This window comes from Haloarcula mannanilytica (genome assembly GCF_005406125.1).
Taxonomy (GTDB): domain Archaea; phylum Halobacteriota; class Halobacteria; order Halobacteriales; family Haloarculaceae; genus Haloarcula; species Haloarcula mannanilytica.
On sequence record NZ_BIXZ01000004.1, the window covers coordinates 255,844 to 270,713 of the forward strand.

Annotated in this window: 15 protein-coding genes; 6 read left to right on the forward strand and 9 right to left on the reverse strand. The window is 63.3% G+C overall.

Features of this window, described 5'->3' with window-relative positions; translation table 11 throughout:
* Positions 1 to 6: 6 nt before the first annotated feature.
* The 3 genes from Harman_RS13445 to Harman_RS13455 all read right to left on the reverse strand — a co-directional run bounded on the left by Harman_RS13445 (position 7) and on the right by Harman_RS13455 (position 2,288).
* Positions 7 to 570, reverse strand: coding sequence for a DUF7524 family protein (locus Harman_RS13445; protein WP_235007212.1), 564 nt, complete (start codon positions 568 to 570; stop codon positions 7 to 9).
* 33 nt (positions 571 to 603) lie between these two features.
* The gene (locus tag Harman_RS13450; RefSeq protein WP_137684303.1) at positions 604 to 798 is read right to left on the reverse strand and encodes a methytransferase partner Trm112; all 195 of its coding nucleotides are present in this window, start codon (positions 796 to 798) and stop codon (positions 604 to 606) included.
* A 113-nt stretch (positions 799 to 911) separates the two neighbouring features.
* The gene (locus Harman_RS13455) at positions 912 to 2,288 is read right to left on the reverse strand and encodes an adenylosuccinate synthase (protein WP_137684304.1); all 1,377 of its coding nucleotides are present in this window, start codon (positions 2,286 to 2,288) and stop codon (positions 912 to 914) included.
* Between the two features lie 178 nt (positions 2,289 to 2,466).
* On the opposite strand from Harman_RS13455, the gene Harman_RS13460 reads away from it, so the two are divergent.
* The gene (locus tag Harman_RS13460; protein ID WP_004516266.1) at positions 2,467 to 2,772 is read left to right on the forward strand and encodes a hypothetical protein; all 306 of its coding nucleotides are present in this window, start codon (positions 2,467 to 2,469) and stop codon (positions 2,770 to 2,772) included.
* Between the two features lie 9 nt (positions 2,773 to 2,781).
* Here the strand turns inward: Harman_RS13460 and Harman_RS13465 are convergent, their stop codons facing one another.
* Entirely contained in the window at positions 2,782 to 5,295 is a 2,514-nt protein-coding gene (locus tag Harman_RS13465) for a DUF7527 domain-containing protein (protein WP_137684305.1), read from the reverse strand.
* Positions 5,296 to 5,423: 128 nt separating this feature from the next.
* Here Harman_RS13465 and Harman_RS13470 point away from each other — a divergent pair, with 128 nt between their 5' ends.
* From Harman_RS13470 to Harman_RS13490, 5 genes are all read left to right on the forward strand, one after another.
* Positions 5,424 to 5,861: a hypothetical protein gene (locus Harman_RS13470; protein WP_235007213.1), complete on the forward strand. Its 438-nt coding sequence runs from the start codon at positions 5,424 to 5,426 to the stop codon at positions 5,859 to 5,861.
* Positions 5,862 to 5,908: 47 nt separating this feature from the next.
* Positions 5,909 to 6,304, forward strand: coding sequence for a DUF7541 family protein (locus Harman_RS13475; RefSeq protein ID WP_137684306.1), 396 nt, complete (start codon positions 5,909 to 5,911; stop codon positions 6,302 to 6,304).
* 65 nt (positions 6,305 to 6,369) lie between these two features.
* On the forward strand, positions 6,370 to 6,621 hold the full coding sequence (locus Harman_RS13480) for a DUF6684 family protein (RefSeq protein ID WP_137684307.1): 252 nt from the start codon (positions 6,370 to 6,372) through the stop codon (positions 6,619 to 6,621).
* A 155-nt stretch (positions 6,622 to 6,776) separates the two neighbouring features.
* Positions 6,777 to 8,549 (forward strand): cytochrome c oxidase subunit I, encoded by a 1,773-nt coding sequence (gene ctaD / locus Harman_RS13485; RefSeq protein WP_137684308.1) that lies wholly within the window; start codon positions 6,777 to 6,779, stop codon positions 8,547 to 8,549.
* A 222-nt stretch (positions 8,550 to 8,771) separates the two neighbouring features.
* Complete coding sequence (locus tag Harman_RS13490) at positions 8,772 to 9,041, forward strand: DUF7520 family protein (protein WP_137684309.1); 270 nt, start codon at positions 8,772 to 8,774, stop codon at positions 9,039 to 9,041.
* On the opposite strand, the gene Harman_RS13495 is transcribed toward Harman_RS13490, so the two are convergent.
* The 5 genes from Harman_RS13495 to Harman_RS13515 all read right to left on the reverse strand — a co-directional run bounded on the left by Harman_RS13495 (position 9,038) and on the right by Harman_RS13515 (position 14,867).
* On the reverse strand, positions 9,038 to 10,741 hold the full coding sequence (locus tag Harman_RS13495) for a methylmalonyl-CoA mutase family protein (protein ID WP_137684310.1): 1,704 nt from the start codon (positions 10,739 to 10,741) through the stop codon (positions 9,038 to 9,040). The two genes, Harman_RS13490 and Harman_RS13495, sit on opposite strands and share 4 nt — an antisense overlap.
* A 78-nt stretch (positions 10,742 to 10,819) precedes the next feature.
* Positions 10,820 to 11,611: a CBS pair associated ParBc domain-containing protein gene (locus Harman_RS13500; RefSeq protein WP_137684311.1), complete on the reverse strand. Its 792-nt coding sequence runs from the start codon at positions 11,609 to 11,611 to the stop codon at positions 10,820 to 10,822.
* 38 nt (positions 11,612 to 11,649) lie between these two features.
* The gene (locus tag Harman_RS13505) at positions 11,650 to 13,380 is read right to left on the reverse strand and encodes a DHH family phosphoesterase (protein WP_137684312.1); all 1,731 of its coding nucleotides are present in this window, start codon (positions 13,378 to 13,380) and stop codon (positions 11,650 to 11,652) included.
* Positions 13,381 to 13,415: 35 nt separating this feature from the next.
* The gene (gene lrpA1, locus Harman_RS13510; protein ID WP_004591923.1) at positions 13,416 to 13,844 is read right to left on the reverse strand and encodes an HTH-type transcriptional regulator LrpA1; all 429 of its coding nucleotides are present in this window, start codon (positions 13,842 to 13,844) and stop codon (positions 13,416 to 13,418) included.
* A gap of 84 nt (positions 13,845 to 13,928) precedes the next feature.
* The gene (locus Harman_RS13515) at positions 13,929 to 14,867 is read right to left on the reverse strand and encodes a thiamine pyrophosphate-dependent enzyme (RefSeq protein ID WP_137684313.1); all 939 of its coding nucleotides are present in this window, start codon (positions 14,865 to 14,867) and stop codon (positions 13,929 to 13,931) included.
* Between the last annotated feature and the right edge of the window lie 3 nt (positions 14,868 to 14,870).

Consider the following 14,870-nt stretch of genomic DNA (forward strand, 5'->3'; position numbering starts at 1 on the left):
CTGGTCTCAGGATGAGCGAACGGCGACGAACAGGAGCCCCAGCACGATTGTGACCGCGAGGACCGCGCCGACGGTCAGCAGCATATTCTGGGTGAGTACCAGCGTGATGAGGCCCGCAATCAGGACCGTGAAGCCGCCGGCCGCCAGCACCGGCCCCGCGGACAGGTCTTCGAGGCCGGGTTCTGACTTCGTCGCCGGCTTCGGCTGCGGTTTTGCCAGGTCGTCGTCGACGATGACCGGTTCGTTTTCCGTCCCGCCTTCGGGGATGAACACGTCGACGTACCGAGTTTCAGCGCCGTGGGCCGTCACAACCTTGAGTTTGCCACGGACCGGGCCGTCGCCGTCGATGGTCACCCTGACCGGGCGCTCGGTGTCGGCCTGCACGTAGTGGTTCGGGGCGTCGAGGGACGCAATCGACGACAGCGAGTCGTCGAGATGGAGATGGACGTGCAGCGCCTCGCCGTGGTTGTGTAACTGCACGTCGAAGCTCCCTGTCGCGTCGAACTCTTTTGGAACCTCCAGGCTGTGGATGTCCGTCCGATTGAGGTGCACGGGCAGGGAGTCAGGCACGGCAGTGACTCCGCGGGGCGAGGAAAAAAAGGTTCAGGCCGGGGCCTCGTCGCGCATGTCCGGCGGGAGCAGGTTCGGAATGCCTTCTTCGATAGGGAACGTCTCGCCACACTCGGTACAGACAAGTTCGCCCGACAGGATCTCGCCGTCGTCGCGCTCTGTCACTTCGAGGTCGAGGTCGTGTTTGTCCAGAGGGCAGCAAATAATTTCCATCAGGTCCTCTTTCATACGTCCGGCCAGGACCGGCGGTCGCAAAAGTCTGCCGCTCTCCCAGTGACGGAGTGCCGTCGCTGGGTACTGCTGTCGGAGCGTTCGAGCGCCGAATCCGAGAGAGAAACCCGTTAGAACGGCTGTTCGCGGACGATGGTCTCGCCGCGGCCGGGACCGACGCCGATGGCGTAGGCCGGCGTATCGAGTTCGGATTCGATGTACTCGACGTAGGTCTTGGCGTTTTCCGGAAGGGCGTCATACCCCTCGCTAGCGGCGGCCTGCCAGTCGACCTCGGGCCAGCCGTCGAAGGTTTTGAAGTTCGCCTCACAGCGCGCCCACTGCTCGGTGGTCGCGGGCATCGACGCCAGTTCCTCGCCGTCGAGCGTGTACGTGTGGCCGACCTTGACTTCGTCGAGGCCGGCGAGCACGTCGAGGTGGTTGATGGCGATGCCGGTAAAGCCGGACACGCGCGTCGAGTGGCGTAGCATCGGCAAGTCGAGCCAGCCGACCCGGCGCGGCCGGCCGGTGACAGTGCCGTACTCGCCGCCCTCCTCGCGGATGTAGTTCGCCAGCTCCTCGTTCTCGCCTTCGCCCTGCTCGTCGTAGTCGGGCGTGTCGCCGACGACGCCGCCGAGTTCGGTCGGCAGCGGGCCGCTCCCCACACGGGTGAGATACGCCTTCACGATACCGATGACTTCGCCGTCACCGACGACGCCGGGGCTGAGTCCGGTCCCGGTCGCCGCGCCGCCGGCCGTCGGGTTCGAGGAGGTGACGTAGGGGTAGTTCCCGTGGTCGATGTCGATTATCGTCCCCTGTGCGCCCTCCAGCATGACGTTCTGACCCTCGTCGATGGTGGCGCTGAGGAAGGCCCCGGCGTTGACGGTCATATCTTCGGCCTCGAAGCGGCGGCCGAATTCGCGGAATTCCTCGAAAATGGCGTCTACGTCGAGGACATCAGGGTCCTCAAGTTCGTCGATGTCAAGGCCGTACACGTCCTCGACGACAGCCCGCTTCTGCGGGACGACGTATTCGAGGCGCTCCCGAAGCACGTCCGGGTCGAGCAGGTCGCCGACGCGAACGCCGCGCCGGCCAGCCTTGTCCTCGTAGGTGGGGCCGATACCGCGACCCGTCGTGCCGACCTCCTGGTCCGTCTCGCTCTTTACCTTCTCCTCGATACCGTCGAGTACGCGGTGGAACGGGAGAATGACGTGTGCTCGTTCGGCGATGCGAACGTCCGGGTCGAGGCCGCGGTCCTGAAGCGTGTCTATCTCGTCGAACAGCGTTCGCGGATTGACGACGCACCCGTTGCCGAGGACGCCGACCTTGCCGCGGATGGCTCCGCTCGGAACCAACGAGAGCTTGTACTCCTCGCCCTCGTGGACGACGGTGTGGCCGGCGTTGTCGCCGCCCTGATAGCGCGCGACGACATCCACGTCGTCGCCGTACAGGTCGACGATGCCGCCCTTTCCTTCGTCGCCGAGCTGTGAGCCGACGATGGTTACGGTCATCGCACGGACCTTCCAGCCACCGTGATAAACAGATTACGGTCCGGATATCACGCTCGTGAGCAGTACCCATGTGAATCGTTACGACGGTTTTAAGACACCCCTCTTCGAACGTATCAACGTTATAGCGGTTGTCCGAGGGAGAACCTTTAAATACCACAAACACAAGTTAACAATTGCCATGATAGACAGGCTTGAGAAGGAAGTTGACATGCTGGAGCGCCACTTGCAAGTGCTTCGCATGGTTATCGAGAACGAGCCTATCGGTATCGTGAAGATGTCCAACGAGACCGGCTACCCGCACCACAAAGTGCGGTACTCCCTGCGCGTTCTCGAAGAGGAGAACCTCATCGAGCCCTCCAGCCAGGGTGCCATCACGACCGAACAGACCGGTGAGTTCGTCGACGACTTAGACGAGAAGGTCGACGAGATCATCGACAAGCTCGAAGGTATGAAGATCGAAGACGCGGCCGAAATCGAAGGCTAAGATTCTCTCTTAGAGTTCCGGGACCGCCAGGTGGAACTCCTGGTTTCTCGCTTCTAACAGACAGAGGTGAAAGCCCTCCTTGCGAGAGAGGTTCACGAAGCTCTTCCGCTTATCGCGGTTGAACAGTCCGCTAGAGGTGGCTTCTTCGGCCGTTTCGAGCGCTCCCGGCTCGAAGAAGCTGCTCGTGACGAGAAACGCCGACGCAAGGGAGTCGGAGGCGTTACCCACTCGTTCGGCGTTCTTGATGAGGTCAGACATCTGGCCTTCGGAGGCCGGTTCGCGCGAGTCGTTGATGTTGGCGACGACCAGCGGGTTCCCCATCCGGTCACGGACGACCACGTCGAACCGTTCCTGCGAGCGGTTTTCCTGGCCGTCCTCCGTGTAGGTCACGGTCACGTTGCCGTTCAGTTCGGCGCGGTCGATGGCCGAGAGTCCCTCGTACAGGTCCTTCATCGCCCCTGCGTGGCCGGTGTCCCGGATCTCATAGAGGAGGTTCCTGATGAGCCAGTTGACAAAGCGGTACTGGATGCTGTCTTCGAGGAACTCCTGAAACGGCGTCCCGCCGACTGTGGCACCCTCCGCTTCGAACTGTGTGTGATACTCCAATCTGAGATTCGCCTCGACTTCCTCGCGGCTTGCCTCGCCGTCTTTGGCGTCTTCCAGCGTCGCTTTCCCCTTCGAGTCGTACCTGACAAAGAGGTTCGTCCCGTTTATCGCCTCGCTGACGCTGAGCCGCACACCGCTTGTGCCGGTGTCGTCCTGCTCGTCGAGTTGCTCCTCCAGCCGGCTGATTTCGGCGCGTGCGTCGGCCAACTCCGACTCCAGCCGGTCGCGTTCGTCCCGAAGCTCCTGGTTCGTGGCCTCTAGATCCGCGATGTCGGCTTCGAGTTCCGACACCGTCTCGGCCCGCTGTTCCAGTTCCGACTCTAGCTCGGCGACGCGTTCCCGTTCGGCCGGCGACGGCGCTCCGTCGGCCGGCGGCTGGGACTGGTCCGCTGTCCCCGACTGGCCCGCCGACGCGTCGGCTGGCGGTGCGTCCTGCCCAGTCGTACTATGGCTCTCCTGGGTCGGGGACGAGTCCTGCACATCGGACTCGGCCGACGGGGCGGGATCCTCCTGTGCCGGCTGATCGCGTCGCGGTGTCGACGCCTGTGGCCCCCCTGTCGGCGGGGTCTGTGTCGGTGAGACGCTCGTGGTCGCGCCCTCCTGGGCACCCCCGGACTTGTTCGGATCCAGTGACGGGATCGAGCGCGTTTCCAGGTCCGCCTCGGCCCCGCTCGACCCGGCGTCCGGCGTCGAAGCCGCCGCTGCCGTCCCGGACTGCGACTGGGCCGGCTGTGGCTCGGCACTCCGGCTGGGGTTCGTATCGGTCGATTCCCCACTGCGCTCGGTCGAGGTCGGCCGGTCGCTCTGTGCCGGCGAACTCCGGGCACTGGCCTGCTGGGTGTCCTGTGTCTGAGACGGGTCTGTCGCCGGGCTCCTTGACTCGGCCGCTGCCGCGGTGTCGCGGTCAGTGGGCTGCTGATCGGGGGCACTACGGTCAGATTCCGGGGCTGTTTCGGTGTCGGTCTCCGGGGTCGGTCCTGTGTCCGGTGTGTCGTCCGTATCCGGTGTGTCGTCCGCTTCCGGCTGCTCGTCCGTACTCGGCTCGGAACTGCGGCGGGACCGACCGGAGGTCGCACCGGCAGCTTTCGACCCTGGCGGCCCCCCGGTTGCGGGACTTCGATCCGGCGTCGACTCCGCCGCAGGCTGGCTCTGCTCGGCGTCCGTGTCCCTGACAGCGCTCGACGGTGTCGCCGCCGGTTCGTCGCTGGCGGCGTCGCCGGCCTGTGTCGCTCCGTCCGGCTCTGTCCCGCTTGTCGGCGGTGTGTCCACCGCGTCAGCATCGTCCGGTTCGTCGGCGGCGTTTAGGTCATCACCGGCATCAAGCGGATCGGCGGCGGCCACCGGGTCCCCCGACGCCTCGTCCGTGTCGTCTTCCGGTGGCTCCGGGATGTCGATAGGCTCGATGTCGACCGGCATAACCTCGTAGATGCCGACCTCGTCGTTTGCCGTGTCGAACGCCTCGTCGTCGGTGAGTAGCTTATCGGAGTTGCCGACCCAGGCGACGCTCATCGAGCGGCCCTGGTGATAGACAGTGTAGTAATCGCCCGAAAGGACGTTCTCGGAGAGTTCGATAAAGCCAGTGAAGTTGCCGCTCGACAGCGTCCTGTCGACTTCTTCGAGGGCTGTGTCCTCGGTGTAGTACTGCGCCTTGACCTCGTCGGCCCGCTCCTGCATCACTGCAAGCAGGGGCAAGGCCTCGTGTGGCGACCGTTTCGCTGTTCCCGATGCGTCCTCGAAATCGTCGATAGTGCCGTCGAGGACGCCGACGACGGTCCCGTTCAACATGAACAGGCGCGTCGGACCCGCGATGACCGCGCCGGAGAACTCCTGTCCGGCGAGTTGCTGCAGGCCCGCGAACCCGCCATCGAACGGAACCGACTCCCAGCCGTCGACCCGTTCGACCGTGCGTGTACTCATTACTCCCACCAAGCCGGATGGCAGACAAATAGTTTGTGCCCACAGCATCAGTCGTGTTTACGATAGGGCCAGGGGCCGACGGAGCGCTTTTTATCACCCCCGGAGAAGGGCAGTCGAATACCTCAATAGTGGTCGATATCGCTCGCGTCGTCGGATTCGGTGTCTGTGGCGTGTTTACCGTCGTGCTGGGCCTCGTCCACTTCGCTATGCCTTGGCTGCTGGATTTCGACGGCGCGATACCGACCGACGGGGAACCGCTGCGTCCGCTCAGGCTCCTAGTGGTCTCCTACCAGACGAAACGATCGGACGTGCGCGGAATCGCCCAGATAATGAATCACGCCGTGAGCTACGTGTTGGTGACCATCGGCGTGCTCGACCTCCTCGTCAGCCAGTGGCTCGGAGCGTGGTTCGCGCCGTATTTGCTCGTGTGGATTGCAGTCTGGTGGTTTCTCAGGGCGGCGACGCAGCGACACATGGGTTCACGGCCCGGCGATTGGCTCGTCGCGGCCGGTTTTACTGCAATCGGCGTGTTCCACCTGGCGTTCGGGGTAATTGTCTGGCCGTAGCACCACTGGTCCGATGGACATATGACACAGCGGTCGCAAGTACTGGTATGGTAGAGGAGCCGGGACTGAGCGACCAGTATCCGACCGCGAGTCCGTGGCCGGTGTTCGTCGCACTGGGACTAGCACTGTCAGAGATCGGCGTGTTCGTCGGCCTCTTTCCGGTGGCCGTCTTCGGGCTGATTCTGTTCGGCGGCAGTATCGCCGGCATCCTGACCGAGTCCGGCTACGTCGAGCGGCCGTGGCCGACCCTGTTGGGCGTCGGCGCGGTTCTCATCGTTGTCGCCGCTGCGTTTACTGTCTGGCAGGTCCCAGCCGCCGACATCGCGCTGTCGAACGTCGGAACTGGGCCGCTGCTCACGCGGCTGGTGGCCGTCGCCGTGGCTGGCGTCGTGATGATCGCGATGGGCGGTGTCGCCTCGATAATGGAACAGACTGCGGCCTAAGACGGGCACCGGCCCGTTTGAGCGAAACCAACACTCTATTTACTGGCCTGTTCTAACGGCTATTCATGGCACTGTTCGGGTTCGAAAAAGACACCCTGCTCGACCTCACCGTGAACGTCATCCCGCTCGGGATTCTCTTTTTCTTCATCGTCGCCTTCGCCGCCTTCCCGGCGTTCGGGACGGATCCCGTCTTCTCCGGGCTGCAGTTCGCACTGATGATATCGATGTTCCTGTTGCTCGCTGTCCTGACCTACTACGCGGGGAAGGCCGTTGAGGACGCCGAGCGAGAGAGCGGCGAACTCGGCCACGAAGACTGAACGGACAGCTCCGGAAACCGACCGCGTTCGCTGTCGAGTGACGGTGCGTAGCGGGCCTTCTTTCTCGGCGGATCAGTCTCGGATGGGAGCCGCGTTTCGTCGTCGCTGATGCGGGAATCGACCCTTTGATAATGTCCCAGTCCTCAGAGACGACTATGGTAGCAGGAGATCTTGTGCTGACGGGGCTGATGGCCGTCCTCCTCGTCGGCGTCGCCGCGCTTCTCACCCGTGTCGAGAACTGGCGGTCGTACACGCCGCTGGCGGGTGGCGGGGCCGTCACGAGGGACGAAGGGGCGGTCATCAACCGGGAAAAGCCCGCAGGTATCATTCGCTGGCTAACCACCGTCGACCACAAGGACATCGGCCTGTTGTACGGTGTGTACGCAGTCATCGCCTTGGCCGTCGGTGGCATCATGGCGATGCTCATCCGCATCCAGCTCGTCGTCCCAGGTGGCGCAATCTTGGGCAACAACGCCTACAACTCCATCCTGACGAGCCACGGCATCACGATGTTGTTCCTGTTCGGGACGCCGATCATCGCGGCGTTCGCGAACTACTTCATCCCGCTGCTCATCGGGGCCGATGACATGGCGTTCCCGCGTATCAACGCCATCGCGTTCTGGATCCTTCCGCCCGCCGCGTTGCTCATCTGGGCCGGCTTCTTCCTCGCGCCGGTGACCGAGAATATGATCGAGCCGGCCCGCACGGCCTGGACGATGTACACGCCGCTGTCGGTCGAACAGCAAAACCCCGGCGTCGACCTCATGTTGCTGGGGCTGCATCTCTCCGGTATCGGTGCGACGATGGGAGCGGTCAACTTCATCGCGACCATCTTCACGGAACGAGATAACGATGTCAACTGGGCGAACCTCGACATCTTCTCGTGGACGATCCTCACCCAGTCCGCGCTGATTCTGTTCGCCTTCCCGCTTCTCGGGAGCGCTATCGTGATGCTGCTGCTCGACCGGAACCTTCAGACGACGTTCTTCGCCGTCGAGGGCGGCGGCCCGCTGCTGTGGCAGCACCTGTTCTGGTTCTTCGGTCACCCCGAGGTGTACATCCTCGTCCTGCCGCCGATGGGACTTGTCAGCCTCATCCTACCGAAGTTCTCCGGCCGAAAGCTGTTCGGCTTCAAGTTCGTCGTCTACTCGACGCTCGCTATCGGCGTCCTCTCTTTCGGCGTCTGGGCCCACCACATGTTCTCGACGGGCATGGACCCGCGGCTTCGGGCGTCGTTCATGGCTGTCTCACTCGCAATCGCAATACCGAGCGCAGTCAAGACGTTCAACTGGATCACGACGATGTGGAACGGCCGACTCCGGCTGACGACGCCGATGCTGTTCTGTATCGGCTTCGTCTCGAACTTCATCATCGGCGGCGTCACGGGCGTGTTCCTCGCCTCGATTCCCGTCGACATGATCCTCCACGACACCTACTACGTCGTGGGTCACTTCCACTACATCGTGATGGGCGCTATCGGCTTTGCGGCCTTCGCCGGCATCTACTACTGGTTCCCAGTGTTCACCGGACGGATGTACCAGCGCACGCTCGGCAAGGCCCACTTCTGGCTCTCGATGGTCGGGACCAACATCACGTTCTTCGCGATGCTTGCACTGGGCTATCTGGGCATGCCGCGACGCTACGCCACCTACCAGTTCGACGGCGCTATCGCGCCGCTGACGCAGGTGGCGACGTTCCACCAGCTCGCAACCGTCGGTGCGGTCATCCTGTTCATCGGCCAGCTGTTCTTCGTCTGGAACATCGTCCAGTCCTGGCTTGAAGGGCCGAAAGTCGAGGACGGCGATCCGTGGAACCTCGAACAGGACGGCATGCTGGACCGCGAGTTCCAGTGGTTCGACGAGCAACTCGAAGCCGAGGAACCGGAGAAAGACCCATCCCTGCTCGCTGACGGCGGACAGGAAGACTAGCCGACGCCGCTGTTTTTTCGACGCGTACGTGTTTCTGCTGGGACCCAGCAGTCGGACTGTTGACGGCCCCGTCAGCTCGCGCCGGAGACGAGCACCATAGCTGTCACGAACATCATGAGCGCGATCCCCGACAGGACGAGAAACAGCAGTTCCTTCTGGGACATACGATACCTTGGGGGCGGAAGTGAAAAAGGCTAATCGTCTCGGGACCCTCTCTCCCACATGAGCGACCAAGTCGACGGCCGGTCCGGGCGGAAAATCGTCGTTCGGCTGTACGCCAGCATCGTCGTGCTCGCCGGCGTCATGGGGTTCGTGCTGGGGAGCATCCGCCCGGAGAACCTCCAGCCTGAGCTGTTCGGATTCATTTCGCTCCCGCCGACGCCGTTTGGCGTCGCAGTGTACGGATTCATAACAGTTGGAGTTGGTCTCGGCCTGTTGCTCGGCCTCGTGATGTACGTCTCCGAGCGGGTCGACGAGACGACACCGAACTAGGCCACGGTCGCCGTTTCCTGATAGCTGCCGTACTCGGCTTCGAAGACGGCCATGATCTCGCCCATCGTCGCGTAGGCTTTCACCGCATCAACGATGACCGGCATGACGTTCCCGCCGTCTGTGATCACTTGCTGCAGCTCGTCGAGCGCCGCTTCCACGGCCGCCTCGTCCCGGTCCGCCTTGACCGTTGCGAGCCTGTCCCGCTGGCGCTCCTGCACGTCCTCGTCGACGGTCAGAATCTCGGGTTCGGTGTCCTCTTCGACGGTGTACTTGTTGACGCCGACGACAACTTCCTCATCGTTCTCGACGCGCTCCTGGTACTCGTAAGCGGCGTCCTGAATCTCGCGCTGGAAGTAGCCGTCCTGAATCCCCCGGATGACGCCGTCGCGGACCGATCCATCGCCGAGTTCGTCCCTGATATGTGTGATGTAGGCCATCGCCTGCTCCTCGATATCGTCTGTTAGCGACTCGACGGCGAAACTGCCGCCCATCGGGTCGACGATGTCGGCGGCTCCCGACTCCTCTGCGATTATCTGCTGGGTCCGGAGGGCGACCCGCACCGCTTGCTCGGACGGGAGCGCCAGCGCCTCGTCGAAGCTGTTGGTGTGGAGACTCTGGGTTCCGCCGAAGACGCCGGCGAGGGCCTGAATCGTCACGCGGACGATGTTGTTCAGCGGCTGCTGGGCTGTCAGTGACTGCCCGGCGGTCTGGGTGTGGAACTTCAACTGTTTGCTCTCCTTGGCCTCGGCGCCGTACCAGTCGTCCATCACGCGGGCGTAGATGCGCCGGGCCGCGCGGAATTTCGCGATTTCCTCGAAAATGGAGTTGTGAGAGTTGAAAAAAAAGGAGAGCTGCGGGGCGAACTCGTCGATATCGAGACCTCGGTCCAAGCAGTCCTCGACGTAGGCGAAGCCGTCCGCCAGCGTAAAAGCGAGTTCCTGCACGGCGGTCGAGCCAGCCTCACGAATATGATACCCCGACACTGAGATGGGCTTGAACTTCGGGGTTTCCTGACTGGCGAACTCAATCGTGTCGGTGACGAGCTTCAGCGACGGCTCCGGCGGAATGACCCACTCCTTCTGTGCGATGAACTCCTTGAACATGTCGTTCTGGAGCGTCCCGCGGATCTCCGCACGGGGGACGCCCTGCTGGTCGGCCAGCGCGATATACATCGCATAGATGACCGGCGCACTGGGGTTGATCGTGAAGGAGGTCGACACCTCAGCGAGGTCGATGCCGTCGAAGAGTCGCTCCATGTCCGCGAGCGTGTCGACGGCGACACCCTCCTTGCCTACCTCGCCGTCGGCCATCACGTCGTCGGAGTCGATGCCCATCAGCGTCGGCATGTCGAAGGCAGTCGATAGCCCAGTCTGGCCCTCATCGATGAGATAGTGGAACCGCTCGTTGGTCTCATCGGCAGTGCCAAAGCCCGCGAACTGCCGCATGGTCCAGGGCCGACCGCGGTACATCGTCGGGTAGACGCCGCGGGTGAACGGCTCCTCGCCGGGGAAGCCGATGTCGTCCTCGTAGTCGATATCGTCGACATCGAGCAGGGTGTAGAGCCTGTCTACATCCAGATTCGACACGGTCGCGAAGCGGTCCTTGCGTTCGCCGTAAGCGTCCAGTACGGGGTCGAGCGTCTCCGATTCCCACTCGTCTTTCCGCTCGCGGATGCGCTGGAGGTCCGACTCGTCGAACATGCCTTCGTGTTTGTCATCATTTAGCAAGAAGGTTCGGGCGACCAGGTTTCGCGTTCCCAGAAGCAGGTAGACGCGGGATCAGTCCTGCAGTCGCTCCGTCGTCTGGACGAGCGGGTGATGCGCGTAATCGACGACTTCGATGTCGCCGATGGACTCCAGGTCGGAGTCCGCGGCAGTTTCGGCCATGCCGAGTTCGACCGTCTCGTCGAGGACGATGACGTAGGCGTCCATCTCGTCGACATCCAGCCGTACAGCGGCTTTCACGCGGTGGTGGCCGTCCGCCAGCAGGAGGTCCCCGCCGTTGTCAATGACGACCAGCGGCTCCGCAAGCCCGCGTTCGAGTTCGTACACCCGGCCTTCGAGTTCGTCGGCGTACACCGTCGTCTGTGTCGGTGTCAGGTCGTCGAGTTGCACCTCTCGGCGATCCTCGTGTGTCGTGATCCCGTGGATGTTCTCAAGCGTCCGGCTGAGTTTGTCCACCTTCCCCGGGGTCGCTCGCTCGATATGAGAGCGGATCACATCGGCGTTCGAGATGATGCCGACCAGGTGGCCGGCGTCGTCGACGACCGGGAGCTTCTGGATGCCCGACCGCAAGATGACGCGCGCGGCGTCTTGGACGGCCATGTCCGGATGCGCCACGAGAATATCGTCGGTCATCACGCGGAACATCGGCTCGTGGTCTTCCGCGAGCAGCAGGTCGCGCGCGCTGACGAATCCCTCGACGCGGCGGCCGTCAGTCACCGGAAAGCCGCTAAAGTGGTCGTTCTCGGCGATGCGTCGGGCGACCTCTCCGACGGTGTCGTCGAGTTCGACGGTGGCAACCTCCCGCGTCATGTAGTCTCCGACCGTCGGTCGACTCGATTCCTCCATCGGCCCAGCGTTCTCGACCGACGGCAAAAAAGGCTCGCCTACGACGAGTCGGCGTCGTCAGGTTCGACGAGTGATTCTGTGTCGCCCGTCTCGTCGTCCGCCGCATCCGTCGCATCACCGTCCACTGTATCCGTCGTGGCCTCGTCCACTGTATCCGTCTCGTCGTCCGTCGTGGCCTCGTCCACCGCATCCGCTGCGGTGCCGTTCCAGTCCCATTCGGTTTCGGTATCCGACGCGTCAGGCCCGTCGCGAGCTGTCACGATGTCGGTCTCGCCGTCTTGCCCGAGCGCCGTCGGTTCCGTGAACGCGGCTACATCGTAGTCAGAGCGCGCGTAGACGTGCCCGAGCAGCCGGTGGGACCGTGACTGGATAGCGTCGAGAAACCGGTCCGAGACGATAGAGCGGACGATATCCTCCAGTGACTCCTCGCGCTCGTCAACGGTATCCATCACTCCCAGGTCGATCTGTGCGCCCGCCATGTCGGCGTGGCCGCCCGCGGAGCCGATCTGTCCGAAGGCGTCCCGCAGGGCCTCACCCAGGTCGATGTCCGCTCCGCGCGCCCGTGCGGAGGCGTAAATCGTCCCGTCGATGACGCCGTACACCATCGTCGCCTGGACGCCTTCGAGGTCGAGCAGCCTGTCGGCCGCCTGCGCGAGCGCGTCCCGGTCGCCGATCTCGCCGACGCAGGTCAGGAGCACCGACCCCTCCTGTTCGCGGTTCGTGATCGCGCGGCCGATGACCGACAGCGTCTCCGGGCTGACGCTCGGGTCCTCGATCCGCTGGAGCGTCGCCATATCGGCGTTCGTCACGAGATGCGCGGCGGCCTCGAAGTCCGCCGCGACGACCTCCCGCCGGAAATCCTTCGTATCGACCTGAATTCCAAACAGCAGCCCCGTCGCGATTGGCGTCGGAATGTCGATGTCGAACCGCTGGAGGTAGTCCACGAGCAGCGTACTCGTCGCTCCGACACTGCTCCGAAGGTCGACGTAGCGGGCTTCGATCGGGACACGCGGCGGGTGGTGATCGATGACGATGTCGATAGGGGTATCGGACGGGAGTTGGTCGTTGACGCCGGCCCGCGAGTGATCGACGAGCGCGAACCCGTCGAACGCCGCCAGTTCGTCCGGCGAATCGGCATCGAGGTTCAGGAGGTCGAACTCGAGGAGGTTCACGAACGCCCGGTTCTCCTGGTGAGAGATCTCCCCGTAGTAACAGACCGTCACCTCGCAGCCGGCCCGTTCCGCGAGCGCGCCGAGGGCGACAGCGCTGGCGATCGCGTCCGGGTCGGGGTTGTCGTGGGTGACGACGGCAAGGTGGTCGTCAATCGTCCGCAGTACCTGATTGAGCTGTCTGGCCCGCGTCCCCTCGTCACCGATAGAGTTGGCGATGTGATCGGTGATGACTGCTTGCGGATCGAGCACGCGATCCGCCACGCCGTCGAGTCGGTCGTGCTGGTCGGCCGTCGCGCCGCGACCGGCGTAGGCGAAGAGAAACGCGTCGGGGAAGCAGTCACGAGCGGCCGCCGCCGCCGCAGCGTTCTGTTCGGGGTCCTCGCTGGCGACGATGACACTCTCGGGCTGGACATCGAGATCAGCGAGAACAACTGGATCGGACTGGTCGGCTTCAAGCACGTTGATACCGTCCGCCCGAAGCGTTTCAGCGCGGTGCTCGTCCTGTGTCACAACCGTCAGGTCGCCGCGATCATCGCTAATCCCGTTGAGAAGATCAGCGGCCGTCGGCCCGAGTCCGAGCACCAGCCGAGAAAGCATACCGTGCAGTCAGCGCTGGAGCGTCTAAAAACCCGTCACTTCAGCCGTTCCTGGAGAAACGACGGATGTGCGGCGGTAACGCCGTCAAGGGCCAGAATCTTGTCCTCGATCACATCCGCTAGAGAGTCCCCGTCCATCGCTCGGACCTCCGCCATCAGCATGTGGTCGCCACTGGAGGTGTACAGTTCTTCCATCTCCGGGATCTCCTTGAGGTTCCGCGTAGCCTCGACGTAGCAATCGCTGGCGATGTCGATGCCGACCAGTGCAATCGACTGGCCCGCCAGTTTCTTCGGGTCGACATCGGCGGAGTACCCGACGATGACGCCTTCCTCTTCGAGTTTCTGGATGTACTTCCGCACTGTCGGCTTCGATACGTCGGCTCGTTCCGCGATTTCTGCGTAGGAGGCCTGTGCGTCCTCTTCAAGGACCGACAGGATTCGACGCTCCGTGGACTCGGCGCTCATGGACTATTCTTTTCGGTGCATGAAAAAATATCTTCCGAACCAGAAACCCACGTTCGGTAGGTATCGGAAGTCCGCCCGCGACGCTTACTTGTGGTGTTCGAGGAGGTTGTCGTAGGTCCGCTCCCACTCGGCGTCCTCGTCGAAGTACCGCTCTGCGAGCGGTTCCTCGGGCATCTCGCCGATCTGGCGCTTCTCCTCGCCGTAGGAGGGACGCTCGTCTTCGATGTACATCCGACCGGTCAGCACTTCACCTTCGTACAGTCGCTCCTCGGTCTTTCGCATCATCTCGGCGGCTTCCGCGCGGTCCGAGACATCGAAGTCGAACTCGTCGGACTGCTGAACGTCCGTGTACGGGACGTAGTGTTTCGCGTCCTTGTTCCAGGTGGGACACTGGGTCAGGAAATCGATGTGCGCGAAACCGTCGTGTTCGATGGCCTCGGCGATGATCTCCTTGGCCTGGTTCGGGTTGACCGCTGCCGTGCGAGCGATGTAGGTCGCACCGGCGTTGAGCTGCTGGGACAGCGGCCGGATCGGCGACTTCGCCGACCCGTGGGGCTGTGTCTTGGACTTGTGGCCCTTCGGGGACGTGGGCGAGGTCTGGCCCTTGGTCAGCCCGAAGATCTCGTTGTTGAACACGATGTACGTCATATCGTGGTTCTCACGGGCCGTGTGGATGGTGTGGTTCCCACCGATACCGTAGCCGTCGCCGTCCCCACCAGCCGCGATGACTTCGAGGTTGGGGTTGGCGAGCTTCGCGGCCCGGGCGACGGGCAGCGAGCGGCCGTGGATGGTGTGGAAGCCGTAGCTGTTGAAGTAGCTGTTGAGCTTGCCGGAACAGCCGATACCGGTAAACAGCGCGACCTCGTCGGGGTTCTTGCCGACCTCCGGCATGGCCTGCTTGAGCGCCTTGAGGACGCCGAAGTCGCCACAGCCCGGACACCAGGTCGCCTGCGGTTCGATACCGGGTGTGAACTCATCGCGCTCGATCTCGCGGTCGTCGTTGATTGCTGAGAATGCACTCATTGG